Annotated in this window: 22 protein-coding genes; 10 read left to right on the top strand and 12 right to left on the bottom strand. The window is 58.2% G+C overall.

What is annotated here, in order from left to right; genetic code table 11:
• Nucleotides 1-241: 241 nt before the first annotated feature.
• The 8 genes from KGA88_RS17335 (at nucleotide 242) to KGA88_RS17300 (ending at nucleotide 8,819) form a co-directional block, all read left to right on the top strand.
• Nucleotides 242-1,621 carry an aspartate aminotransferase family protein gene (locus tag KGA88_RS17335; protein ID WP_154910132.1) on the top strand — a complete coding sequence of 460 codons (1,380 nt, stop codon included), beginning with the start codon at nucleotides 242-244 and terminating at the stop codon, nucleotides 1,619-1,621.
• A gap of 65 nt (nucleotides 1,622-1,686) precedes the next feature.
• On the top strand, nucleotides 1,687-2,220 hold the full coding sequence (locus KGA88_RS17330) for a MarR family winged helix-turn-helix transcriptional regulator (RefSeq protein WP_154910131.1): 534 nt from the start codon (nucleotides 1,687-1,689) through the stop codon (nucleotides 2,218-2,220).
• A gap of 3 nt (nucleotides 2,221-2,223) precedes the next feature.
• Entirely contained in the window at nucleotides 2,224-3,189 is a 966-nt protein-coding gene (locus tag KGA88_RS17325) for an NAD(P)H-dependent flavin oxidoreductase (RefSeq protein WP_154910130.1), read from the top strand.
• A gap of 14 nt (nucleotides 3,190-3,203) precedes the next feature.
• Complete coding sequence (locus KGA88_RS17320; RefSeq protein WP_154910129.1) at nucleotides 3,204-3,950, top strand: enoyl-CoA hydratase/isomerase family protein; 747 nt, start codon at nucleotides 3,204-3,206, stop codon at nucleotides 3,948-3,950.
• A complete protein-coding gene (locus tag KGA88_RS17315) occupies nucleotides 3,947-5,188 on the top strand; it encodes a CaiB/BaiF CoA transferase family protein (RefSeq protein WP_154910128.1) in 1,242 nt (413 codons plus the stop codon). Before KGA88_RS17320 ends, KGA88_RS17315 begins: the two co-directional genes overlap by 4 nt.
• A gap of 2 nt (nucleotides 5,189-5,190) precedes the next feature.
• On the top strand, nucleotides 5,191-5,943 hold the full coding sequence (locus KGA88_RS17310; RefSeq protein ID WP_154910127.1) for an enoyl-CoA hydratase/isomerase family protein: 753 nt from the start codon (nucleotides 5,191-5,193) through the stop codon (nucleotides 5,941-5,943).
• Between the two features lie 9 nt (nucleotides 5,944-5,952).
• Nucleotides 5,953-7,581 carry an AMP-binding protein gene (locus KGA88_RS17305; RefSeq protein WP_223593023.1) on the top strand — a complete coding sequence of 543 codons (1,629 nt, stop codon included), beginning with the start codon at nucleotides 5,953-5,955 and terminating at the stop codon, nucleotides 7,579-7,581.
• A 401-nt stretch (nucleotides 7,582-7,982) separates the two neighbouring features.
• Nucleotides 7,983-8,819 (top strand): helix-turn-helix transcriptional regulator, encoded by an 837-nt coding sequence (locus KGA88_RS17300; protein WP_154910125.1) that lies wholly within the window; start codon nucleotides 7,983-7,985, stop codon nucleotides 8,817-8,819.
• 52 nt (nucleotides 8,820-8,871) lie between these two features.
• Here the strand turns inward: KGA88_RS17300 and KGA88_RS17295 are convergent, their stop codons facing one another.
• The 12 genes from KGA88_RS17295 to KGA88_RS17235 all read right to left on the bottom strand — a co-directional run bounded on the left by KGA88_RS17295 (nucleotide 8,872) and on the right by KGA88_RS17235 (nucleotide 20,578).
• Nucleotides 8,872-9,501, bottom strand: a complete 630-nt coding sequence (locus tag KGA88_RS17295; RefSeq protein WP_263296161.1) for a malonic semialdehyde reductase — start codon at nucleotides 9,499-9,501, stop codon at nucleotides 8,872-8,874.
• A gap of 65 nt (nucleotides 9,502-9,566) precedes the next feature.
• Nucleotides 9,567-10,931: an aminotransferase class III-fold pyridoxal phosphate-dependent enzyme gene (locus KGA88_RS17290; RefSeq protein ID WP_223593021.1), complete on the bottom strand. Its 1,365-nt coding sequence runs from the start codon at nucleotides 10,929-10,931 to the stop codon at nucleotides 9,567-9,569.
• Nucleotides 10,932-11,062: 131 nt separating this feature from the next.
• Complete coding sequence (locus tag KGA88_RS17285; protein WP_223593019.1) at nucleotides 11,063-12,154, bottom strand: ABC transporter ATP-binding protein; 1,092 nt, start codon at nucleotides 12,152-12,154, stop codon at nucleotides 11,063-11,065.
• A gap of 57 nt (nucleotides 12,155-12,211) precedes the next feature.
• The gene (locus KGA88_RS17280; protein WP_154910122.1) at nucleotides 12,212-13,030 is read right to left on the bottom strand and encodes an ABC transporter permease; all 819 of its coding nucleotides are present in this window, start codon (nucleotides 13,028-13,030) and stop codon (nucleotides 12,212-12,214) included.
• Between the two features lie 8 nt (nucleotides 13,031-13,038).
• Nucleotides 13,039-14,313, bottom strand: coding sequence for an ABC transporter permease (locus tag KGA88_RS17275; RefSeq protein ID WP_223593017.1), 1,275 nt, complete (start codon nucleotides 14,311-14,313; stop codon nucleotides 13,039-13,041).
• The gene (locus KGA88_RS17270) at nucleotides 14,310-15,347 is read right to left on the bottom strand and encodes an ABC transporter substrate-binding protein (RefSeq protein ID WP_223593015.1); all 1,038 of its coding nucleotides are present in this window, start codon (nucleotides 15,345-15,347) and stop codon (nucleotides 14,310-14,312) included. Before KGA88_RS17270 ends, KGA88_RS17275 begins: the two co-directional genes overlap by 4 nt.
• Before the next feature lie 359 nt (nucleotides 15,348-15,706).
• The gene (locus KGA88_RS17260) at nucleotides 15,707-15,988 is read right to left on the bottom strand and encodes a DUF2218 domain-containing protein (RefSeq protein ID WP_223593013.1); all 282 of its coding nucleotides are present in this window, start codon (nucleotides 15,986-15,988) and stop codon (nucleotides 15,707-15,709) included.
• Nucleotides 15,989-16,073: 85 nt separating this feature from the next.
• Nucleotides 16,074-16,622, bottom strand: coding sequence for a VOC family protein (locus tag KGA88_RS17255; RefSeq protein ID WP_154910119.1), 549 nt, complete (start codon nucleotides 16,620-16,622; stop codon nucleotides 16,074-16,076).
• A gap of 34 nt (nucleotides 16,623-16,656) precedes the next feature.
• Complete coding sequence (locus KGA88_RS17250; protein WP_154910118.1) at nucleotides 16,657-17,643, bottom strand: fumarylacetoacetate hydrolase family protein; 987 nt, start codon at nucleotides 17,641-17,643, stop codon at nucleotides 16,657-16,659.
• A 79-nt stretch (nucleotides 17,644-17,722) separates the two neighbouring features.
• Nucleotides 17,723-18,109 (bottom strand): 5-carboxymethyl-2-hydroxymuconate Delta-isomerase, encoded by a 387-nt coding sequence (locus KGA88_RS17245; RefSeq protein ID WP_223593011.1) that lies wholly within the window; start codon nucleotides 18,107-18,109, stop codon nucleotides 17,723-17,725.
• Nucleotides 18,110-18,138: 29 nt separating this feature from the next.
• Nucleotides 18,139-19,638: an aldehyde dehydrogenase family protein gene (locus KGA88_RS17240; RefSeq protein WP_223593009.1), complete on the bottom strand. Its 1,500-nt coding sequence runs from the start codon at nucleotides 19,636-19,638 to the stop codon at nucleotides 18,139-18,141.
• Between the two features lie 163 nt (nucleotides 19,639-19,801).
• On the bottom strand, nucleotides 19,802-20,578 hold the full coding sequence (locus KGA88_RS17235; protein WP_223593007.1) for an IclR family transcriptional regulator: 777 nt from the start codon (nucleotides 20,576-20,578) through the stop codon (nucleotides 19,802-19,804).
• 374 nt (nucleotides 20,579-20,952) lie between these two features.
• Between KGA88_RS17235 and KGA88_RS17230 the strand changes: the two genes are divergently transcribed.
• Nucleotides 20,953-22,323 carry an aminotransferase gene (locus KGA88_RS17230; RefSeq protein ID WP_223593004.1) on the top strand — a complete coding sequence of 457 codons (1,371 nt, stop codon included), beginning with the start codon at nucleotides 20,953-20,955 and terminating at the stop codon, nucleotides 22,321-22,323.
• A gap of 35 nt (nucleotides 22,324-22,358) precedes the next feature.
• A complete protein-coding gene (locus KGA88_RS17225) occupies nucleotides 22,359-23,474 on the top strand; it encodes an ABC transporter ATP-binding protein (RefSeq protein WP_223593002.1) in 1,116 nt (371 codons plus the stop codon).
• Nucleotides 23,475-23,496 lie beyond the last annotated feature (22 nt).

Genomic DNA, 23,496 nt, shown 5'->3' with positions numbered 1-23,496 from the left:
TCCTGTTTCTAGCGCCCGCTGAGCGCTGACTTGTTATTAGGCAGAGATAAAGATCAAACCTTAGCGCAGCTTTCCATCAGCTCGACCGTGTCCCCGGTCGTTGCTCATCTTCCGTTTGAAGCACCAGAAGATAGTTGACAACATGAACCACATGATTCACATTGTCAACCATATTGAAGCCACCCCATCAACAACAATTGCACCCACGACGCAAGTCGCACGACCCGAACGGAGTACCGCCATGTCACGCTCATTACACGCCAGCGACATCGCTTTTCACATCCACAGCCAGACCAACCTGGCCAACCACGAAAAGGTCGGTCCGACCGTGATGGTCCGTGGTGAGGGCATCTACACCTGGGATGACCAAGGCAAGCAGTATCTGGACGCCATGTCGGGCATGTGGAGTGCCGCGCTGGGTTATAGCGAGACGCGCCTGGAAGAAGCCGCGTTGCGGCAAATGAAGCAACTGCCCTATCACCAGAACTTTGCGCACCGCTCGACCGAACCAGCGATCCAGTTGGCAGAACGCTTGATCTCGCTGGCACCGGTGCCAATGTCCAAAGTGTTGTTCGCTTGTTCAGGTTCTGAAGCCAACGACACCGCGATCAAACTGGTCTGGTACTACTGGAGCGCCATTGGCCAGCCACAACGTCGCAAAATCATCAGCCGTAATCGCGCTTATCACGGCACAACCATTGCCAGTGCCAGCCTCACCGGCCTTGCACACTTGCACCAGGACTTCGGCCTGCCGCTGCCCGGTTTCCTGCATGTCACCTGCCCCCACTACTACCGCGAGGGTCTGCCGGGTGAAAGCGAAGAAGCGTTCTCCACCCGCCTGGCAGCAGAGCTGGAAACCCTGATTGAGCGCGAAGGTGCCGATACGATTGGCGCATTTTTCGCCGAACCGCTGATGGGCACCGGAGGCGTGATCACCCCGCCCGCCGGCTATTTCGAAAAAATCCAACAGGTTCTCAAGCGCCACGACATCTTGCTGGTCGCCGACGAAGTCATCTGTGGCTTCGGTCGTACCGGCAATTGGTGGGGTTCGCAAACCTTCGGCCTGCAGCCAGACATGATTACCTGCGCCAAGGCACTCTCGGCGTCCTATCTGCCGATTTCCGCACTGCTGATTTCCGAGCCGGTGTATCAGGCGATGAAAAGCCAGAGCGAGAAAATCGGCATCTTCGGTCACGGCTTTACCTATGGCGGCCATCCGGTCCCGGCGGCCGTTGCACTGGAATGTTTGAATATCTATGAAGAGCGCCAACTCCCGGCGCACGCCCAGCAAGTCGGTGCACGCCTGGGTGCAGGCCTGCGCAAACTGGCCGACCATCCGCTGGTGGGCGAAGTACGCGGTGCCGGCCTGATGTGGGGCGTCGAGGTGGTGGCAGACAAAGCCAGCAAGGCCGCGTTCCCCAAAGAGTGGAAAGTCGGCTTGAGCGTGTCTCAGCAAACCGAAGCCAATGGTGTGACTGCCCGTTCGCTGAACGACAGCGTGGTGTTCGCACCACCGTTGATCATCACTGACAGCGAAGTCGACCTGGTGCTTGCAGCCTTCTCCAAGGGGCTGGATGGCAGTCTGGCGTTATTGCGCGAGCAATCACGCTTCAACGGTTGAGCTCAGGTCTGCACTCCCGAACAATGAGAGGCTAATTCCTTTCCCCAGATAGCCTTTGGTGCCTTATGAAAAAAACCACAGCAGCCGCCGCTCGAGAACCTGAAATCACTACGGATATGCGCGACCTGTTCTCTGTTCAGCTGCAGCGTCTGGCCGGCCTGTCGAGTCGTATCGCAGCGATGACCATTCCTCAGCATTTCGCCATTACGGTGCTTGAGTGGCGGACTCTGGCGATTCTCGATTACCTCGGCCAGGCGCCGCTGGTTCAAGTCGCCAAGCATGCCAGCGTGTTGAAAAGCCAGATGAGCAGGATCGTCACCAACCTGACCAAGCGAGAGTTGATCGAGCGTCAACCTAATCCGGAGGACGGGCGTAGTGCACTGCTCTGCCTGAGTGCGGAAGGCAAGGAGATGGTCGACCGAATTCTCGATGATTCCAACGAGCGGAACGAACGCATGTTGAGCGGCCTGTCGACTAGCGAGCTCAAGCAACTGCGTGAACTGATGCATCGCGTCTACAACAACAGCCTCGAGTACTACGGCGAACTCAAGAAAAACAATCCGTACAACCTGAGTCCGGAGAATGATGATGAGGAATGAAGCATGTCGATCGACACCCGCCTGACCCGGTTACTCGGCATCCGCTACCCGATCATTCAGGCAGGCATGAGTTGGGCATCCAGTTGCGCCGCCCTGCCCGCCGCCGTGTCCAATGCCGGTGGCCTGGGAGTGATCGCCGCAGGACCGATGCGTCTGGCCGACCTTGCCCAAACGCTCCGCCAGGTGCGTGAGCTGACCGACAAACCCTACGCGGTGAACATCCCGCTGTACCGCAAGGGCGCCGACGAAGTACTGGACTTGCTGGTGGCCGAACAAGTACCGGTCATCATTGCCAGCCAAGGTTCGCCGAAAGCTCACTTGCAACGCTTCAAGGACTACGGAGCGACCTGGCTTCACGTCGTCGCATTTGTCGAACATGCACGCAAGGCCGCTGCGGCCGGGGTCGATGGGCTGGTCGTCGTTGGCAGTGAAGCCGGTGGACATCCGCCGGCCAATGAAGTGAGCACGCTGGTCAACGTGCGGCGCGTGTTGCAGGAAGTCGACTGCCCCCTCGTAGCCGGCGGCGGAGTCGCCGACGGATATGGCATTGCCGCGCTGCTCGCCCTGGGTGCGGACGCCGTGCAGTTAGGCACACGCTTCATGCTGTCGGAGGAAGCATTCCTGCATCCCGCCTACAAGCAAAAAGTACTAGACGCCGACATCGACGACACCGTCCTGGTCGGTCGCGGCGCACTGCCGGTGCGCAGCGTGCGCAATGCCTTTACCGAACGCGTTGAACAGGCCGAGCGCGACGGCATGCCACAGGCTGCCCCCGACGCCTATGCCTCATTGCTGGCCTCGGCCAGTTTGAAACAAGCCTCATTCGACGGCGATGTCAGCAACGGCAAAGTCGAAGCCGGACAAAGTGCCGGGCTGATCCATCAACTGCTGCCCGCCGCAGCAATCATGCAATCACTCGTCGAAGAACTCGAACAGGCCCTCGCCCGCCTGCGCGCCATGCAGCCCTGACAGGAGCACTTTATATGACCGAACATCAGGTCGTTTTGCGTGAAACCCGGGATGGCGTACAGACGCTGACGCTCAACCGCCCGGACAAACTCAATGCCTTGAACTTCGCACTCACCGAGGGATTGGTCCAGGCCCTGAAGGATGCCGATGCCGACCCGTCTGTTCGAGTGGTGATCGTCACCGGTGCCGGCCGTGGTTTCTGTGCGGGGGCCGACACCCGAGAGTTCGAGGTGCTGACCCCGGACAATCAATCGCTGGTGGAACGTCGCGCTGCGCTGACCACCGAACTGCAAGGGCTGGTCAAGCAGATGAGTAAACCGGTGATCGCCGCCGTCAACGGTTACGCCATGGGTGGCGGTAGCGGGCTCGCCTTGTCTTGCGATCTGGCGCTGGCTGGCGAAAGCGCTCGGTTCGGTTATCCAGAGGTCAAGCACGGGATCGTCGCCGCAATTGTCATGGCCGGGCTGGTTGAACATGTCGGGCGTAAGGCTGCTTTTGATCTGGTCGCCACCGGTCGCACTCTGGATGCTCAGGAAGCTCGGCAACTGGGCATGATCAACCGGGTTGTGGCCGACGCCGACCTGCCTGGCGAGGCGCTAGCGTTGGCTCAGCAGATCGCCAGTCATCCGCTGCAGGCAATGCAGGCCACCAAGAGCATCTTCCACCGGGTCACCGAACTGCCCTTCAGCGAAGGTCTGAAGATCGGTCAGCAATTGAATGCCCAGATGCGTGCCTTTCGCCAAACGGAGGCGCCAGCATGAAACCCTTGGAAGGTGTAACGGTTGTGGAGTTGGCGCGCGTCCTGGCTTGCCCCTTTGCCGGGATGATTCTCGCTGAACTTGGCGCCCGGGTGATCAAGGTCGAACAACCCGTCGATGGTGACGAGACCCGAGGCTATGAGCCTTTTGTGCGTCAGGCTGACGACAACGTTGATTACCTCGACGAGGATGCACAGGCCGAAGCGCTGGGGCGTGAACGCAGTGCCTATTTCTATGCTTTCAATCGCAGTAAAGAATCGATCACGGTCAATCTGCGCACAATCGAAGGCCAGGAAATAGTCCGCAAACTGGCCGGCGAAGCCGACGTGATCCTGGAGAATTTCCCGGTCGGTACACTCAAGCGATACGGCCTGGACTGGCCAGTGCTCAAAGCACTCAACCCGCGCCTGCTTTACGTCTCCTGCACCGGGTTTGGCCAGACTGGACCATATGCCAGTCGCAAGGGTTACGACACCGTGTTTCAGGCCATGAGCGGAATCATGAGTCTCACCGGCGAGAAAGATGGCGGCCCGGTGAAACCCGGAATTCCGGTCTCAGACCTCAGCTCCGGGTTGTGGATCGCACTGGGCATCGTGTCCATGCTTCAGGGCAGGCAAAAAGAAGGCACGGGCGCCTACCTTGATTTCTCCATGCTGGACGGCCAAATCAGTCTGCTGGCCTTGGCGGCCGCCCGTTACTTTGCGCTGGATGAAGTGCCTGAGCGTCTCGGCACCGAGCACCCTGGCCGTGTCCCGTCGGCCAGTTTCCGATGTGCCGATGGCGGTTATGTACACATTACCGGGGCCGATCAGCACTGGCATCCACTCTGCGCTCTGCTTGGTCTGGAATCGTTGGGATCTGATCCGCGCCTGCAACACAACAGTGGCCGTGTATTGCACCGCGATGAAGTGATGGCGATGTTGACGGACGCCATCGCCCTGCTGACCCGAGATCAACTCTGCGCTGCCTGTGACGCGGCGGGTGTACCTGCCGGGCCGCTGAAAACCCTGGACGAGGTAGTCGTCGACCCGCACTTGCGTGCACGCGGTGTGTTTGCCGACTTCGAACATCCTGAGAGCGGGCGCTTCCCGGCCATTCAGTTGCCATTTCAGTTCAATGGTTACGACAACCCCACGGCAAACCGCCCGCCTTTGCTGGGCGAACACACCGACAAAGTGCTGCAAGACCTTGGCTACAACTCGCAAGACATCAACGCCTTGCATCGCTCCGGAGCGGTATAAAAATGACTCAGCCCGATCTGACCACAGTTGCCTGCCTCACGGTGGCGCAAAACATCGCCACCCTGACCCTCAATCGCCCGCAGGCACGCAACGCCTTGAACACTCAACTGTGCCTTGAATTGCACCTGGCTATCCGGGAAGTCAACAAGCGCACCGATATTCACGTGCTGCTGGTGCGCGCCAATGGACCCGTGTTCTGTGCCGGTGCCGACCTCAAGGAACGCAAGGACATGGATGAAGACCAGATCCGCGCTCGACGCATCAAGGCCTTCGCCCTGTATGCCGCACTGGAAGACCTGACGATACCGGTGATTGCGGTAGTCCAGGGCCCGGCTGTGGGCTCCGGCTGCGAAATTGCCAGCGCCTGCGACTTCATCGTCGCCAGTGACCAAGCCAGCTTCCGCTACCCGGAGGCACGCTGGGGCACCGTCGGCGCCACACAACGGCTGCCACGCATCGTTGGCAGGCGCATCGCAAAAGAACTGATGTTCACCGGGCGTGAAGTCAGTGCCGAGGAAGCCAAGTCCATTGGCCTGGTCAATCAGGTGCTGCCTCACGCTGAGTTCGACAACTATGTCCATAGCTTGGCACGGGAGATCGCCTCGGCTCCCACTCATGCCATCCGCAGTGCCAAACGCACCATCGACAAGGGCGCCGATGACAGTCGCTTTGGCGCCCTGGCCCACGAGATCCTCGCCATCGAGGACAACCTGACCGAAGGCACCTGGCGTGCCGGCATGACATCTTTCGTCTGAGGAATCCCCATGACTGTATCGACTTCCCCGCTGCCCGGTCCCCTTTGGACAGTATTGAGTGACGTTGCCCGGCACTACCCCGACAACGACGCCTTGATTGCCGAAGACGGCCGCATGAGTTATCGCCAGCTTCTTGAGCAGGTAGATAACACGGCTCGCGCCATGCTCGGGCTGGGCCTGCAACGAGGCGAGCATATCGGCCTGCTGATGGGCAACTCCGTGCAATGGGCGGTGCTCTGGTACGCAGCGGCTTCGCTCGGTCTGGTGTGCGTACCGTTCAACACGCGCTTTCGCAGTGAGGAGCTCAGCTACGGCCTGGACCACGAAGATGTTCGCGCACTGTTCTGCGTTGATACCTTCCTCGACAAGATTGACTTCGTCGGCATGCTCGGGGATGTCGAACCGGCGATAAACACCACGCTGCCGGGGAACAATCTGCCGCTCTTGCAGCATCTGGTGGTATTTGGTCAACGCGTACCCCAAGCAGGATTGAGCGAGGCCGGCTTCCTTCAACTCGGCGCCGATGTCCAGCCCGCTGAATTGGCGGCAGCACGCACGCAGGTCGATCCCGACGATACGTTGTTGATCCAGTTCACCTCGGGAACCACCGCTTTTCCGAAAGGGGTCATGCTCAGCCATGCCTCGATGCTCGGGATTGCCAAATGTGTGGCCGTTCGCATGGGCGTGCGCCCGGAGGATCGCTACTTCAGTCCACGGCCGTTCTATCATGTGGCCGGCAGCACCATGTCATTGTTGGTCGCGCTGGTTCACGGCGCCACCCTGGTCACCGCCGCGACGTTCGATCCGGCTCAGGCACTGGCGATCATGGAGCGCGAGCGGTGCACCTTGACCTCGGGCAACGACACCATGTTTCTGATGATGCTGGCCGAGTCCGGCTTCGGCACCCATCGTCTGTGCCTTCGCGGCGGCTGGGCGGCTGCCAGCCCGCAGATCCTCCATGACGTCGTCGAGAAGATGGGCGCGAAGGACATTTGCAATGCGTACGGCCTCTCGGAAGCTTCACCGAATCTGGTCTTTTCCGATTACCGTGAACCTCTGGATTTGCGTCTCAATGGTTCCATGACCACCCACAACGGTCTGGACATTCAGGTTCGAGACCCCGTAAGCGGTCAACCAGTGCCGCCAGACCAACCGGGTGAAATTTGCGCGCGCGGCTGGAGCCTGATGAAGGGCTACTACAAGCTGCCCGACCAGACAGCCGCCACCTTGCGCGAGGGCTGGCTGCATACCGGAGACCTTGGCACGCTGTCGGCGGACGGACGCTTGCAGTTCATCGGTCGACTCAAGGATATGTTCCGCGTCGGTGGCGAGAATGTTTCGCCACTGGAAGTCGAACAGGTGCTGCTCAAACACCCCGCTATCGAGTTAGCCCAAGTGATCGGCGTGCCCGACCCGCGACTGGGAGAAGTCCCTGCGGCCTATGTCACCCTCAAGCAGGGTGCCGTCGCCAGCAGCGAAGACTTGATCGCTTTCTGCAAAGCACGCTGTGCCAACTTCAAGGTGCCGCGCTACCTGTGCATTGTCGAAGACTTCGAAAGCATCGGCATGACCGGATCGAGCAAGATCCAGAAAAACCGATTGCGCGACTTTGCCATTCGCCAACTTGGGCTTACCTGAGTACGGCAGACCCTGAAAAGTGTTACCGATCGAGCAGCTTAAATGTTACCAGCCTGGACGCCCGCAAATGGAAAGTGTGGATCGTGCCAGGCCACCCCGAGTCCCCGCTATGCAGTGCCCGAATTGGGTGCAATAACACCCATAGTCAGTAGATCCCGGGGCAGCTTTCGCCCGCCATTGGCGGGCGTCACAGCCTGATCAGGGTTTTTCCCTGAAGCTGTCGCCATAAACAGGACAATTTGCCTGGAGCCTGCGCAGGAAGCTCGATTCGCGGCGTTCATGGCCTGGTTTATGCCTTCATTTCAAGAATGCGTGTATTGCGTCTGCACACTTGCATCAGCAATAACCACCCGGCCACATCCAGACAGAACAACAACAGTTCTGCATGAGGAGAACCCAGCATGATCCCCGGCATGAATGAAATGGCAAACCTGGTCGGCGGAATTGGCAACAACCATTTTTCGCAGGATTTCTTCAGTTTTTGCCACGACCAATTGAACGTGGACCAGTGCACCGTATTCAGCTTCGATCAACGGGGTAATCCTCACTGCCTCGTTGCCGAGGCGCTGCACAGCCAGGCCCGCAACGTGACTCGCACCCTCGCACAGGAATATACGGAGGGAGCCTTTCGGCGCGATCCGAATATCACCTTGGGGCAAACCGCCTTGACCCCGAATCAGCCGTTGCTGGTACGTTGCGTTTCACCCGCACATATCCGCGACCAGGGCTACCGTCGGCGCTTTTATCACGACGCACTGGTGCGCCAGGAACTCGCCTTGGTGACGTCAGTCGGTGACCGCACGCTTTACTGCAGTTTTTACCGCAGTGATGAGCAAAGAGACTTTGTTCATGAGGACAGTCTGCGGCTCGAGTATCTGGGCGGCTTCCTCGCGCAGACGTTGAGCAAGCACACGCAAATGCTAGAGCTCAGGCACCGCGAGGAAACACCAGAAACAAAACCGGCAGAATTGAGCCTGGAACGCAGGGAAAGAATGTATGAAGAGTTACGCAACACGTTGCTCAAGGCCGCTGGAGGCCTGACCCAACGCGAAGCGCAGATCTGCGCGTCCATCGCGCTGGGATATACCACCATGGGTATCGGTTTGAATCTCGGGATCTCAATAAATACCGTGGCGACCCATCGTAAGCGGGCCTATGCCAAGCTTGGCATTTCCTGCCAGAACGAACTGTTCGCTCGTTATTACGACAACATGGATGGATCACGGAACCTGAACTGATCAAAGAATCAGTGCCCGCCGTCATCAGCGGGCACTGCCATCGCATCTCCCATCAAGCGAATGTACAAACCTCATCGAAAGACAGACGCGGCAAGCGTTGATGCAACTTGCTTGCATCGCCGTATCCAAGGTTGCAAAGGAAATTGCTGCGCACTGTACTACCAGCAAAAAATGCCTCATCTACTGCCTGACTATCGAATCCCGACATCGGCCCGCAATCCAGTCCCAACCCACGGGCAGCCAGCATCAACCAGGCCGCTTGCAGGGAACTGTTGCGCAAAGCGCACTCTTCACTCGCCACGGGGTCGTTGCGAAACATATCGCGCACATCCGCATGCGGGAACAACCTGGGTAACTGCTGCCAGAAGTCCATGTCAAAGCCGATAATCACGGTCACTGGTGCACTCAGCACTTTTTCGACGTTGCCTGGGCTCAAACATGGTTGCAAGCGCTGCTTGCCAGCATCACTGGTAACGAACACCAACCTTGCGGGCATGCAATTAACTGAGGTCGGCGCAAACTGAGCCAACGCCCACAGTTCTTCGAGGAGCGACTGGCTGACAGGGCGCGCGTGCCAACCATTGTGGCTGCGCCCTTCACGAAACAGTAGATCGAGACTGGCGTCATCGAGGCTCGACAAACGTCGGCGAAGGTCATTCGCCATTTCCAGCGTTGAATTCATGGAAGCACTCACACTTGAGACAGACGAAAAATGACCAGCATCCGTAAATGCTGGTCGGCAGTGGCTTACCAGGGGTTGGCAACAAACGCGCGATCGAGCACTTCGACCACTTCGTCGACGTGTTCTTTAGTGAAGGTCAGCGGTGGCGAAATGATCAATTTGTTGACGATGGTGCGAATCATCACGCCATTGCTCACACAAGCCTCAGAGATGGCCAACGGATACGCATCAGCGGGGCCGAACGGTTCCTTGGTCGCACGATCCTTGACCAGTTCGACCGCCAGCATCAACCCTTTGCCTCGCACATCGCCGATGGCCCGGTGTTTCTCTTTCAGCGTCAGCAGCTTCTGCAGGAAATAGTCGCCAACCACTCGCGCGTTTTCTGCGAGATTTTCATCCAGCACAATATCGATCGCAGCGAGCGCTGCAGCGCATGAAACGGGGTGCCCGGAGTAGGTGTAGCCATGCATGTAAACCGAGGTAAAACCGGCATCTCGCTCCCAGGCCTGGGCGACACGTGAATTGACCAGGGTTGCGCTCAGTGGCACGTAACCGCTGCTGATGCCCTTGGCCAGGCACATGATGTCCGGTTTGACGCCCCAACCACGGGAGCCGAACAACGAACCGCTGCGACCAAGGCCGGTAATCACCTCGTCAGCGATCAGCAGAATGTCGTACTTGTCGCAAATCTGGCGCAAGCGCGGCCAATAGGACGCAGGGGGCACGATGACGCCGCCGGCACCCTGGACCGGTTCGGCGATCAACGCGGCAATGGTGCCGGGGGCCTGCATTTCGATTTGCCGTTCGAGGATCTGCGCGCAGATCTCAGCAAGCTCCTCTGGATCGTTGGTGAAGGGGTTGCGGTACAGGTGTGGTGATTCAACCTGAAAAAAACCCGGCATCAAGGGTTCGTAGCTGCTTTTCCAGGCATTGCCACCACACGCAGACATGCCGCCAAAATTAAGGCCGTGATAGCCGTTGTACAGCGAGATGAATTTGACCTTGTCGGGTTGTCCTTCGAGTTTCCAGTACTGTCGCGCGATCTTCAGTGCGCTTTCCACTGCATCGGAGCCACCCAGGCCAAACGATGCCTTGACCATGCCTTCCTCGGCGGCCACTTCCGTCAACTTCTGCGACAGTGCAATGGCCGGTGCGTTGGTGCTGCCCGGGAACAACGAATAGTAGGCCAGCTCCTCCATCTGCCTGGTCACTGCGTCAATGATTTCGCGACGACCATACCCGGCATTGACGCACCACAACCCACCCTGACAGTCGATGAAACGGCGCCCGTCGATGTCGGTAATGTGTACGCCCTTACCGGACTGGATAATCAACGGCCGGTTTTCATGCAGTGCTTTCGGATCTTGCATCGGGTGCATCAAGTGCACGGTGTTGTGTTCTTTGAGCCAGGCATTGTTGTTACTGTTCATGCTGCCACTCCAGGTCATTCATTTGGGAGAGGACACACAGCCGTGTGTGTTCCTTGATCCTGAATCTAGGGTCTGATGCCTTCTGTGTATCTACCCTCAAGGGGTGAGCCATCAGCCAAAAAAGCTCTGTTTCAGACGCCAAGCGCATGGCAATCCTGCAGGTGCCAGCCGATCCTCACGCGGTGACCCGGCAAGGTGGGAACCAGCCCTTGAACATTGGGAATCTTGATGATGAAGTCATCGTGCCCACAGAACCTGACGCGGGTACGCAGATGGTCACCGTGGTAGATCACTTCGCAAACGTCTGCCTCAAAGTTGTTGCTCAGTTCAATCCCCGGCTCGAGAAAGCTGACCCGCTCTGGACGCAGCGCCAGGCAACAACGCTGCCCGGTCTTCAGTCCGGGTGAGCTCATGGCGTTGATCTGTTGACCGGTATCCATGGCAATGACGCAGCGCTCGCCATGCATGCTCTGAACGATGCCCTTGAGTTGATTGTTCTCGCCGATGAACTGCGCAACGAAGGCGTTCGCGGGGCGTTCGTAAAGATCGCCCGGACTGGCCAGTTGCTGGATCACACCATCGTTGAAGACCGCCACTCGATCAGACATGGTCAATGCCTCGCCCTGATCGTGTGTGACATAGACCATGGTGATGCCCAGTTGGCTGTGCAATCGCTTGATTTCATATTGCATCTGTTCGCGCAGTTGTTTGTCCAACGCTCCCAGCGGCTCATCCATCAGCACCAGCTTGGGCTCGAAGATCAATGCACGTGCCACTGCTACCCGCTGTTGCTGACCACCGGAGAGCTGAGCCGGCTTACGTGTCGCCAGGTGCTGCAGGTGCACCATCTCCAGGGCACGCCCTACCCGGCTGCGAATTTCGGCCTTATCCAGACGCTGGACCTGCAAGGGAAACGCCAGGTTGTCGGCGATGCTCATGTGCGGGAACAAGGCATAGTTCTGGAACACCATGCCGATGTTGCGTTTATGCGTCGCTATACGGCTGATCGGTTGACCATCCAGATAGATCTCCCCTTCGCTGGCGGTTTCAAAACCGGCAAGCATCATCAGGCAGGTGGTTTTACCTGAGCCCGAGGGACCGAGCAGCGTCATGAACTCGCCTTCGCGGATATTCAGATTGAGATTCTTGACCACCAGGTTTTGGCCGTCATAGCTTTTTTTCACGCCAGCGAACCTGACGTAGGTATCATTATTCTTCGACATGAGATCACACGCTCTCGGGTGAATTGCAGGGTGGCCGCGAACCTGTCGCAACCAGAATCAAGCCTTGGAAACCGCACTGTCCCCCGCCATGCGCACGGCATAGCGTTGCAACCAGCCAAGGGTCAGCAGAAAGAGGGTCGACAACAGCGTGAGCAGGAACGCCACGGCGGTGATAGATGGGCTGAGGTTTTCGCGCACGCCGGAAAACATCTCTCGGGGCAAAGTGCGCTGCTCCGGTCCCGACAGCAGCAATGACACCACCACCTCATCGAACGAAGTGGCAAAGGCGAACACCGCACCGCTGGCCACGCCTGGAAGAATCAGCGGCAAGGTGATTCGGTAAAACGTACGGATCGGACCGGCGCCGAGGCTCGCTGCCGCCCGCAGCAAACCTCGATCAAGCCCTTGCAGCGTGGCGTTGACCGCGATCAGTACGAAAGGCGTCGCCAAGGCGGTATGCGCCAGCACCATACCGAGGTAAGTGCTGGCCAATCCGAGCGTGGAGAACAAAAAGTAGATGCCGACGGCCGTGATCACCGTGGGCACGATCATTGGCGACAACAGCACCGCCATCAACAGGGCCTTCATGCGAAAGTCCGCAAGATTGAGTCCCAGCGCAGCCAGCGTACCGAGCACCGTTGCCAGGCCCATACTGGCGACCCCGATCATCAAACTGTTCTTGAGTGCAAACAGCCATTGAGGCGAGTCAAACACCTGCTGATACCAGCGCAATGACAAGCCATCCAATGGATAGCTGAGAAAGCTGCCACCGTTGAAAGACAACGGAATGATCACCAGGATGGGCGCCATCAGAAACACCAGCACCACCCACGCTGCGCAGCGGTTGAAATAGCGCCAAAACAGAGTGCTTTGCATACGTTCTCCTAACGACCGATTCGCTGTACGCCAACCAGGCCGACATAAACCCGATAAAGCACCAGCGTTGCGATGAGCAGGACCATGCCCAACCCCGCCGCCAAGCCCCAATTGATGGTGCCGCTGGTGTAAAAGGCGATGTAGTAACTGATCAATTGATCATTCGGACCGCCAATCAACACAGGTGTGATGTAGTAGCCAAGGGCAAGAATGAACACCAGCAACGAACCCGCTGCGATACCCGGCAGCAATTGCGGCAAGTACACCCTGCGATAAGCCATGACCGGGCCGGCGCCGAGCGACACTGCCGCGCGCATTTGTGCAGCTGGGACCGCGCGCATGGCGCCATACAGTGGCAGGATCATGTAGGGCAACAAGACATGACTGAGCGCCACCAGAACGCCGGTGCGGTTGTAAAGCATGTGCAGCGGATTCTCGATCACACCCAGGGTTTGCAGAAGATTGTTGATCAGGCCATTGCCCTGCAGCACAACCACCCACGCCATGGTTCGGACCAGTACCGAGGTCCAGAAAGGCAGGAGCACCAGCAACATGATGATCGCGCCCATGCGCGGTGGTGCAGAGGCCATGTATTGCGCCACCGGGAACGCCAGCAACAACGTGATCAAGGTCACGGATAACGAAATACCGAACGTGCGCGCGAGAATGTCCAGATAGTTCGATTGCTCCGCGTCAACCCGGGCAATCTGGCCTTGCGTGTCGCGCTTAAGGTCCAGTGCCGTCAGCAAATAAAGGCTGGTGACCGGCCCACGGGCACGCTCGATGGCAGTCCAGGGCTCCAATTGGCTCCATTGCGGATCGGCCGCCAGCAAACGCTGCTGGCCGTTGCCGCTGCCCGCCTGGACAGTCGACAACTTGCGCGCGCTATTGCTGATCAGGTTTCGCAACCCCGGCGTGTCATAGTTGAGACGCCGCGCGATAGTGCCGACCGTTTTGTCCTCCTGGGCCTGACGCAAATCAGCCACCAGCGCTTCATACGCTGCGTCAGAGGGCAAAGACCGCTGATCCCACGCCTGCAAGGCTGACAATGTGCGCGGCAGCAACGTGGCGGTTTCCCGGTCATCCACCGCCAGTTTGAGCATGCCGCTCAACGGCAGGATGAAAGTGCCCAACAGGAACAGGAACAACGGGGCGATCAGCAGCAATGCCATGCACTGGCGTCGGCGCAATTGAGGGCAGCTTTTGCGCAACGCCCAGGCGCCCGATTCGGCAGCGCCAGCCATCACCCCGGAGGTGGCATTGCGCGAGTTAACGACCGTCATTTCGCCGACCATGCAGAGAATCGCTCGGTGAGTGAGTCAATGTTTTCCAGCCAATACTCGGCATTGAAGGGAACAGACTTGGCCAGGGTCTCGGGCGAGCTCGGCAACTGGGCCTGAATATCGGCTGGAATCAACTGATTGGCGTCTTTATTCGCCACCCCATAGCGTATTTTCAGCGGGAATCGCGCCTGATTCTGGGCATCGCCAAAATATTTGAGGAAGCGGTACGCATCGTCCTGGTTCTTGCTGCCCTTGAGCAGCACCCAGGAATCGACCATGAAAATCCCGCCATTCCAGACCACTTTGAAGTTGCGCTTGTCTGACTCATTGGCGGCAAATACACGGCCGTTGTAAGTCGTGGTCATGACGACTTCGCCGGAGCCGAGCAGTTGCATCGGCTGGTTGCCGGCCGACCACCAGATCACGTTCGGCTTGAGCTGCTCAAGCTTGGCAAAGGCACGATCGACACCTTGTGGAGTACTCAGCACGGAGTAGACCTGGTCCGGTGCGACACCATCGGCCATCAGGGCGAATTCCAGGTTCATTTTTGGTCCCTGACGCAGCGCCCGTTTGCCAGGAAATTTCTTCACGTCCCAAAAGTCAGCCCAGGATTGAGGACCGGCCTTCAGCACGTTGCCATCGTAGGCAATCACGATGCTGTAGACGTTTGCGCCCAAACCGCATTCGCTCGCGGCCCCCGGGATAAACTGCGAAGGTTTGCCTATACGGGCAAAGTCCAGCGGTTGATACAGCCCCTCTTCACAGCCCAGCACCATCTCTTCGGGCTCGACCTGGACCAAATCCCATCCGGAGTCGCCGGCCATGATCTTTGAACGCAAGATACCGATGCCGCCGTCCCAACTGTCCTCATTAATTTTCAAGCCCTCGGCCCGCAGGGGGTCGAAGAACACTTCACGTTGCGCATCCTGAAAAATCCCCCCCCAAGACACCAGGGTGACCTGAGCCGAAGCATTGCTGGCCAGGACAACCCCGGCCAATAAACCGCAGATACTCAAAGAAAACTTGTGGTTCATGGACGTACCCTCAGTGCAGGCAGTCGGAAATCTCGGAATGTTGTTTTCACCGACTCGCTACAATTGAAAGCTACGCTCACGCGGCTCATCTAACGTCACCTTGAAGGGTGACGCTCAGCGCTTCAAATTCGCCAGCTGTGCAAAAAGGTTCTTCACGCAATCCCAGGAAACATGGAAACAAGAACGCCGATCCTGTAGGAGCGAGCATGCTCGCGATGGTCGTCAACGATAACGCTGGGGACCTGACACCCCGCGGCGCTCTCGGGTTCTTCGCGAGCCTGCTCGCTCCTACAGAGGAAAAAGCCCCCCCAAAAAAAAGGGCGCCTATTGAGGCGCCCGTCGGGTTGGCTATCAAAAAATCAGCGTTGCCAACTGATGCTCAGAAGCTCCTCAGCGGCCATCCGTTGCAGGTGATCAGCCACCACCGGCTCCAGTTCATCCAGTTGCGTAACGTCAGGGGCATGAAGGGTGATAAGCAGGCCATCGTCATTGATCTCCAGCAGGCAACGAGACGGGTCAAAAAAAATATCGCCCCGTGTCTCATCGAAACTGACGATAAACTTATGACTCCAGTGGCGGCAAAGACGGGTCAGGCAGCGGGTTGCCAAGGGCGTGCTGACTTGGGCGCGGGACATCAACATGGAAAAACTCCTCAATGAGCAAAGCCCCTTGCGCACAATGGCTGAAGGGGCCTGCCAATCTTACAAAAGTGCCATGGGTTTGAGACTAGCGGCTGTAACCGTGAGTCGCGCCGAAAATGAGCTCTCGTTCGGACCAGTTATGGCGCCCGTCCCAATGCATCAATATCGCCTGGGCCTCACGTTCGTATGCCTCATCCATTTCCGGGGTCGAGGTGTGTACTCCCAGCTCCAGGCGATGCCCCGAAGGGTCAAAAAAGTAGATCGAAAGCAGAAAGTCATCATGATTGACCGGACCCAACACATTGACGCCCTTGGACTCCAGATCAATCTTGGCCTGCAGCAAGGTTTCGACATCCTTGACCCGAAAAGCGAAATGCTGGACCCAGCCCGGCGTTTCGGGATCACGCCCGGAAAGCGCCCCAGGGTCGTTGGGAAGTTCAAAAAAGGCGATGCAGCTGCCGTCTTCCATCTGGAAAAAAATATGGATGTGCGGGCTGTAGGCGCCCGTTGACGGGACATGGTCTTCGCCCATCGCGTGAATGAATTTCAGTCCGAGAACGTTTGTGTAGAACTCGACAGTTTCCCGGGCATCTTTACAACGGAATGCGGCGTGATGAAGACTTTTACAGAGCATGCGGAGCTCCCTATTCAGTATTTAGATGTCTGGATCAGTTGATTTTGCGCTGTGCAACAACCTGATCGATGGGCCCGAAAACCGATTGCCCGTGGCGGTCAAAGTGCTCGATCCTGACCCGCTCGCCGAACTTCAACAGCGAGGTCGAGGCTTGCCCGGTCTTGATGGTTTCCAGCGCTCGCCACTCACCGATACAACCGCAGCCGACACTGTCATCTTCATTGGAAACTGTACCCAGTCCGACCAGAGTGCCGGGCTCGAAGTCTCGGGTTTGAGCCACATGAGCAATCATGTGGCCGTAGTGGAAAGGCGTGTCGATACCGGTTTCGATATCACCGAAAAGCGCTCCGCGAACCCAGCACTTCATTTTCCCGGACACCAGTTTGCCGTCCCACAACTCCCCTAGTTCATCGGGAGTGACAGCGATTGGCCCCAGCGTGGACGCCGATTTGCTGGTAACAAAACCGAAGGTGCGTTTGAGTTCGGCGGGAATCAGGGCACGCAACGAAACGTCATTGAGCAGCACAAACAAGCGAATGTAGCTCGTCGCATTCTCTGGCGAGACGCCCATGGGTACATCGCCGGTGACAGCGGCAATCTCCGCTTCAAAGTCAATGCCCATACCATCGTCTGGCAAGCGGATAGGATCATTCCAGGCCATGAAGCCGTGGGAAATACCCTGATAGACGAGCGGTTTTTCCAGCAGGTCTGCGGGCAAGGTCTCGCCACGCGCGGCGCGATTGCGCTGAATATGGCTGAGGTAGCAGGCTCCATCCAGATACTGATAACTGCGTGGCAGTGGCGCGCCCAACACCGTCATATCAAGGGCAAAAGCCCCTTCGACCTGACCGTTATTCAACCCGTCATACAACTCGCGCAACGGCGCTTCCAGTGAGTCCCAGTGGTCCAGTGCGAACTGTAGAGTGGGCGCTCTCGCACCCACGATGACTGCCAGCTTCAGGTCGCGACTAACCACTAACAGTTGGCCATCGCGCCCGGATTTCAGTGACGCAAGCTTCATGATTCTAACTCCAGACATTGAAAAGGCAGCCCTTCCCGATTCACTCGGGGCAGGCAGAGTTCAACCGCGCACTCTCACCTCAGGGATGCTCGAACAGCGCGTGCAAATTGTTTGAGTTGAAGAACGAACCTGGATGAAACAGCCCCACTTCCATCGACAACGCCAGAAAGCGACGCGCCTGCAGATCAGCAAAATGCGCCTCAAGCGTGGCGAAAATGCGTTGCCCGATCTCCTCACGCATAGCCTGCGGGCGGGTGGCACTGAGCTTGAGTTCGACATGAACTCCGGCGTAATCGCCCAAGCCATCGGCAAAGCAATAATGCTCGATGCGCCTTGCCCGACTGCGGATACCGCCGGTGGGAAACTGTGGCATGGCGATCAGTTGGCGATGAACGTTGGCGAACAACCTATCGAGGTCCAGTTCGTGCTCCAGATTGGCGCTGTACTCGACAATGAAATGCGGCATAGGCAAACCTCCGACAGAGCCCGAACTGATCAGGAAACCCGAACCAGTACGGTTTTGCTCTCCAGATAGCCATCAAGGCCTTCTCGGCCAAGATCACGGCCAAATCCGGATTGCTTGGTCCCGCCTTCCGGCAGCGCCGGATAAGGGAAGCCTTCGGTATTGACCGATACCTTGCCGCACTTGAGCAAAGGAATAAGCCGATGAACGCGACTCAAGTCGCGACTCCAGACACTGGCTGCCAAACCGTACGCCGTGTCATTGGCAAGCACCGCCGCTTCTTCGAGATCATCGAATGGCAATACAGCGAGGACCGGGCCGAAGATTTCTTGCTGCACCAGGTCATCCCCTTGCTTGATACCTGCGAGAACCGCAGGCGCCGCAAAGAAGCCCTCGCCTTGTGGGTCGCGCCCTTGTGTCACCAGGCTAGCGCCGCCCTGCACTGCCCGTTGTACGTAGCCTTGCACTCTTTCGAGTTGACGAGCGTTGATCAATGGCCCCATCTGGCTGCCCGCATTGAGACCAGCGCCGAGCTGCAGGCTGTCGGCCTGTCGAGCGACACCCTCCAAGACCTGTTCATACACTCGTCGTTGCACGTACAAACGCGCACCAGCCACACAGATCTGCCCGGAGTTGGTGAAAATCGCATTGGCAGCGCCACTGATGGCCTGCGCAAGATCCGCGTCATCGAACACAATCGTTGGCGATTTTCCACCCAGCTCGAGGGTGACTTTCTTCAAGCTGTCAGTGGCCAGACGATTGATGTACTTGCCAGTCTCGGTGGATCCGGTGAAGGAGATCTTCGCCACCAAGGGATGCCGTACCAGCGCTTCACCGGCCTCGACGCCATAGCCTGTCACGATATTGACCACGCCGTTGGGAAAGCCGGCTTGCTGAATCAGATCGGCCAGAATCAATGCCGTCAGTGAGGCATCTTCAGCCGGTTTCAGTACCACCGTACAACCCGCCGCCAGCGCTGGCGCAAGCTTCCAGATCGCCATCATCAACGGTACGTTCCACGGCACGATGGCACCGACCACCCCCACCGCTTCACGGGCGGTGTAGGCGAAAAACTGACTACCGGGAAACGGCATCTTCACATCGACCGTATCGCCGACAATCTTTGAAGGCCAGCCGGCCATATAGCGCAGAACACCCGCGGCGCCGCCCACGTTGATTTCGGCAAACCCCAACGGCATGCCGTTATCGACGCTTTCGACCTGAGCCAGAAGTGCCATGTTGGCTTCGATCAAATCGGCAAGGCGCAAGATCAGGCGTTCACGATCCAGTGCTGCAAGTCCGCGCCAGGAAGGATGATTGAAGGCGCGATGAGCAGCCTGCACGGCGCCGTCTATATCTGCGGCACTTCCTGCGCCAATGGCGCTGATCTGTTGACCACTGGAAGGATCGAGCACTGCAATGCTGGCGGCGGGCGACTGCCATTGCCCATCGATGAAGTGACCATGTGTACGCTCGAGAAATACGCGAGCTTCGGGGCTCAGGCGTGAAAAATCGTTGCTGTCGATCGCCATGACTCAGGCTTCCTGTTACCCCAGGGGGCATTGAACATGACCCCATAGTAGGAAGCAGTGGAAGATCGGCCTATACCCGTCCAAGGTGACCCCGGCGCCAGCTCGCCAGTGAGTTCGTGTACATGACGCACGTCGACGAATCGACAGCTAAAGGCTTCGTCCTTCAAAACTCGCCTTTGAACCCCAGATTCCATGACGCACGCAACGCGGCTTTTTTCAACGCCCGAATCTGCTCAGGATCCAGTTCACGGGAAATATTCTGCACGGTCGCCACCAGCGCCACCGTGCCGATAAATTCCTCGTTGATGCCTAATATCGGTGCAGCGATAGCGGAAATGCCCAGGGTTTCTTCCTCGATGGCAGATGCCCACCCTTGAGACCTGGCTTCGGCGACCTGACGCGCCAGGACGGCGCGGTCGGTCACCGTATTGACCGTGATGGCGGGCAACTCGCCCGGCAGTTGATCCATGCTCAATTGCTTGGCGAAAGCCAAAGCCACCTTGCCCTGAGCATTGCAATGCAGTTGCAGTTCAGTGCCGATACGCACACCGATTTCAAGCGTGGATTTGCCCAACAGCGTTTCCACCACCATTAAACGGCGCGCTTGCAGCACCGACAGGACCACCGTCAATCCCAACTCGTCGCGCAGATCTCGAATGGCGTCAGCGGAAGCACTCAGCAGGTCGATCCCGCTGGCCGCCACCTGCCCGAGTACATAGGCCTGGATGCCCAGTCGATACTTTGAGGTCTGCGGGTTTTGACTCAAGTAACCGCGTTCCACCAGGGTCTTCAGGTGCCTGAAGACCGAGCCTTTAGTCGTTCCCAGCTGTACGGCCAGCTCGCTGACCCCGACCTCCTCCCCCGCGCTTGCCACCCGCTCAAGCACGTCAAGGGCGAGCTGCACCGATCTGACCCCACCTTTCCCTGCATCGTCGCTCATGTTTGATTCCGTCCACCCAATTCATCGAAGCCAGAGTCGAGCTGGCAGGCTTTGTGCTGTAAATCAAAAAAGCACCGTGTTCGCGTAGGCGAAACGATACAAGTCTATATGTCCCAGCAACAACCCTGAGCCCATGAATATTCGTCGCACTGGGTATACCCGCGCTCCGTTCAACACAATCGCAACATAAGCCACTGATTTACATATAAATGCCATTTCCCTTAACAAAAACAGCTCAATTGTTTTTCTCTCAGAGAAACAGTATTGCTAACAGCGACACACAAAACATTTGACGACTAACGCCAATAGTCGTAAAAATGAAACCACGTACCGCATACGCATACGAATGAACACTGATTGAAGAGGATGACGTCATGACCGCTCGTGATTCGGCCCTGGCCAAGCGAGATATCGCCCACCACCTTCACCCGCAGACCAATCTGCGATTGCACGAACAGCTGGGTCCACTGTTGATCGAGCATGGCGAAGGCATTTATGTATTCGACGAGCAAGGCCGGCGCTATATCGAGGGCATGTCTGGCCTGTGGTGTGCAACGTTGGGGTTCAGCCAGCCACGTCTGGCTGAAGCGGCGTATGCACAGATGCTGAAGCTGCCCTATCAACAGACATTCGCGCACCGTAGCCATGGACCCGCTGCCGACCTGGCAGCCGAACTGATTGCTCACGCACCGGCGGGCCTGGGCAAAGTGGTGTTCCAGAGTTCAGGATCGGAAGCGATCGATACCGCGATCAAGTTCGTGCGCTACTACCACATTGCGCTGGGGAAGCCGGGCAAGACACGCCTGATTGCCCGGCAACGCAGTTACCACGGCACCACCCTGGCCGCCGCCAGCCTTACCGGCTTGCCGAACATGCATAAAGGTTGGGGCGAGCCTCTGGCCGATGTCATCCATGTGCGTTGCCCACACCTCTATCGCCAAGGCCTGCCAGAGGAAACCGAAGAAGCGTTCTCCACCCGCCTCGCCGAAGAACTGGAGCAAGCCATTCTCGACGCGGGCCCTGAAACCATTGGCGCATTCTTTGCGGAACCGGTAATGGGCACCGGCGGCGTGATCGTGCCGCCAGCCGGCTACTTCGCCAAGGTCCAGGCGGTACTGCGCAAGTACGACATTCTGATGGTGGCCGACGAAGTGATTTGTGGCTTCGGCCGTACCGGTTACTACTGGGGTTGTCAGGCTATGGGTATCCAGCCGGACATGCTGACCTGTGCCAAAGGTTTGTCCGCCGCGTTCCAGCCGATCTCGGCGTTATTGCTCAGCGACCAGATCTATCAGGTCATCGCCGATCAGAGCAACACGCTCGGCGGCCTCGGTCACGGTTACACCTATGGCGGGCATCCGGTGGCCGCCGCTGTGGCGCTGGAAACACTGCGCATGTATGACGAACTGGATATCGTCGAGCACGTTTGCGAGGTTGCCCCGGCGTTTCAGGCGGGCATCAAAGCCTTTGCCGATCACCCGCTGGTAGGTGAGGCACGCGGCATCGGGCTGATGGCGGCATTGGAGTTCGTCGCCGACAAGCAGACCCGTGCGCCCTACCCCGCCGAGCTCAAAGTGGCCAGTAAAGTCAGCGACGTGCTGCAACGCAACGGCATCTTGTTGCGTGCCCTGGGCGACACCTTGGTGATGGCGCCGCCGCTGATCGTCGATGCCGATCAGATCCAGACTATTCTCAAGGCAGTGGCCCAGGCACTCGATGAAGTCCTCGCGGGTATCCGGCCATGACCGCACACTCCAGCCGCGCATTAACCAGGGTGCCTATGCCATTGCCCGACGACATCGCAGCAGCCGAAGCGCAACGTCCGGTACTGGCTCGGTTCGAAGGTGTACACAAGACCTATGACGAACGCAGTTGGGTCGTCGACAACCTCGACTTAAACATCCGCCAGGGCGAATTTCTGTCCTTGCTCGGCCCCAGCGGTTCGGGCAAGACCACCACGCTGATGATGCTTGCCGGTTTTGACGCGCCAGACCGTGGCCGGATCCTCATGGACGGCAACGACATCAGCAAACTGCCGGCCTACAAGCGCGACATGGGCGTGGTTTTCCAGAGCTATGCCCTGTTCCCGCACATGAGCGTGGCCGAGAACGTCGCCTTCCCCCTCAACCTGCGCAAAATACCGGCCGCCGAAGCCAGGGTTCGGGTCAAGGAGGCGTTGGCACTGGCGCGCCTGGAAGGCTTCGAGGACCGCAACCCGGCGCAGTTGTCCGGCGGCCAGCAACAACGTGTCGCACTCGCCCGGGCGCTGGTGTATCGCCCACGCATCCTGCTGATGGACGAGCCGTTGGGCGCCCTCGACAAAGGCTTGCGTGAGCACATGCAGCTGGAACTCAAAGCCATCCACAAACAGCTGGGCATTACGTTTGTCTACGTCACCCACGATCAAGACGAAGCCATGACCATGTCTGATCGCGTGGCCGTGTTCAACGAAGGCAAGATCGCCCAGATCGACCGGCCGGAAACCATTTACAACCGACCCGCCACTCGCTTCGTGGCCAATTTTCTGGGTGAGACCAATGTGCTGGAGGGTGTTCTGGTCAGTGTCTCGGACAATCTCGCCCGGATCCGGCTGACCGAAACGGGCACGGTCCACGAGGCCTTTTGCGCCGATCCCGAGCTGACCGCAGGCAGCCCGGCAGCGCTGGCGATTCGCCCCGAGAACTTGCGACTGGCCGCACCCGGCGAAGCCGCGATTCAGGCCTGTGTCGTCGACAGCATCTTCCATGGCGCCCATTGCAAGCTGCGCCTGGTGATGATCAATGGCTGCGAACTGTCGATGACTTACAACCCGGGAAGCCTGGGCCAGGCGCCGCCTCTGCCCGGTGAAAGCGTAAGGCTGGCGTTGCCCGCTGCACAGGCAATGGTTTTGCGCTGAGCGCTCCCCCAAAAAAACAACA

It is taken from the genome of Pseudomonas sp. A-R-19, assembly GCF_019956575.1.
Lineage (GTDB): Bacteria > Pseudomonadota > Gammaproteobacteria > Pseudomonadales > Pseudomonadaceae > Aquipseudomonas.
Note: the sequence above shows the minus strand (reverse complement) of the source record. Positions and strands in the feature narration are given on the sequence as shown.

Bases quoted from the DNA above. Each gene is read 5' to 3' on its own strand.
- KGA88_RS17335 (WP_154910132.1), top strand. From the start codon at position 242: ATGTCACGCTCATTACACGCCAGCGACATCGCTTTTCACATCCACAGC.
- KGA88_RS17330 (WP_154910131.1), top strand. From the start codon at position 1,687: ATGAAAAAAACCACAGCAGCCGCCGCTCGAGAACCTGAAATCACTACG.
- KGA88_RS17325 (WP_154910130.1), top strand. From the start codon at position 2,224: ATGTCGATCGACACCCGCCTGACCCGGTTACTCGGCATCCGCTACCCG.
- KGA88_RS17320 (WP_154910129.1), top strand. From the start codon at position 3,204: ATGACCGAACATCAGGTCGTTTTGCGTGAAACCCGGGATGGCGTACAG.
- KGA88_RS17315 (WP_154910128.1), top strand. From the start codon at position 3,947: ATGAAACCCTTGGAAGGTGTAACGGTTGTGGAGTTGGCGCGCGTCCTG.
- KGA88_RS17310 (WP_154910127.1), top strand. From the start codon at position 5,191: ATGACTCAGCCCGATCTGACCACAGTTGCCTGCCTCACGGTGGCGCAA.
- KGA88_RS17305 (WP_223593023.1), top strand. From the start codon at position 5,953: ATGACTGTATCGACTTCCCCGCTGCCCGGTCCCCTTTGGACAGTATTG.
- KGA88_RS17300 (WP_154910125.1), top strand. From the start codon at position 7,983: ATGATCCCCGGCATGAATGAAATGGCAAACCTGGTCGGCGGAATTGGC.
- KGA88_RS17295 (WP_263296161.1), bottom strand. From the start codon at position 9,501: ATGAATTCAACGCTGGAAATGGCGAATGACCTTCGCCGACGTTTGTCG.
- KGA88_RS17290 (WP_223593021.1), bottom strand. From the start codon at position 10,931: ATGAACAGTAACAACAATGCCTGGCTCAAAGAACACAACACCGTGCAC.
- KGA88_RS17285 (WP_223593019.1), bottom strand. From the start codon at position 12,154: ATGTCGAAGAATAATGATACCTACGTCAGGTTCGCTGGCGTGAAAAAA.
- KGA88_RS17280 (WP_154910122.1), bottom strand. From the start codon at position 13,030: ATGCAAAGCACTCTGTTTTGGCGCTATTTCAACCGCTGCGCAGCGTGG.
- KGA88_RS17275 (WP_223593017.1), bottom strand. From the start codon at position 14,313: ATGACGGTCGTTAACTCGCGCAATGCCACCTCCGGGGTGATGGCTGGC.
- KGA88_RS17270 (WP_223593015.1), bottom strand. From the start codon at position 15,347: ATGAACCACAAGTTTTCTTTGAGTATCTGCGGTTTATTGGCCGGGGTT.
- KGA88_RS17260 (WP_223593013.1), bottom strand. From the start codon at position 15,988: ATGTTGATGTCCCGCGCCCAAGTCAGCACGCCCTTGGCAACCCGCTGC.
- KGA88_RS17255 (WP_154910119.1), bottom strand. From the start codon at position 16,622: ATGCTCTGTAAAAGTCTTCATCACGCCGCATTCCGTTGTAAAGATGCC.
- KGA88_RS17250 (WP_154910118.1), bottom strand. From the start codon at position 17,643: ATGAAGCTTGCGTCACTGAAATCCGGGCGCGATGGCCAACTGTTAGTG.
- KGA88_RS17245 (WP_223593011.1), bottom strand. From the start codon at position 18,109: ATGCCGCATTTCATTGTCGAGTACAGCGCCAATCTGGAGCACGAACTG.
- KGA88_RS17240 (WP_223593009.1), bottom strand. From the start codon at position 19,638: ATGGCGATCGACAGCAACGATTTTTCACGCCTGAGCCCCGAAGCTCGC.
- KGA88_RS17235 (WP_223593007.1), bottom strand. From the start codon at position 20,578: ATGAGCGACGATGCAGGGAAAGGTGGGGTCAGATCGGTGCAGCTCGCC.
- KGA88_RS17230 (WP_223593004.1), top strand. From the start codon at position 20,953: ATGACCGCTCGTGATTCGGCCCTGGCCAAGCGAGATATCGCCCACCAC.
- KGA88_RS17225 (WP_223593002.1), top strand. From the start codon at position 22,359: ATGCCATTGCCCGACGACATCGCAGCAGCCGAAGCGCAACGTCCGGTA.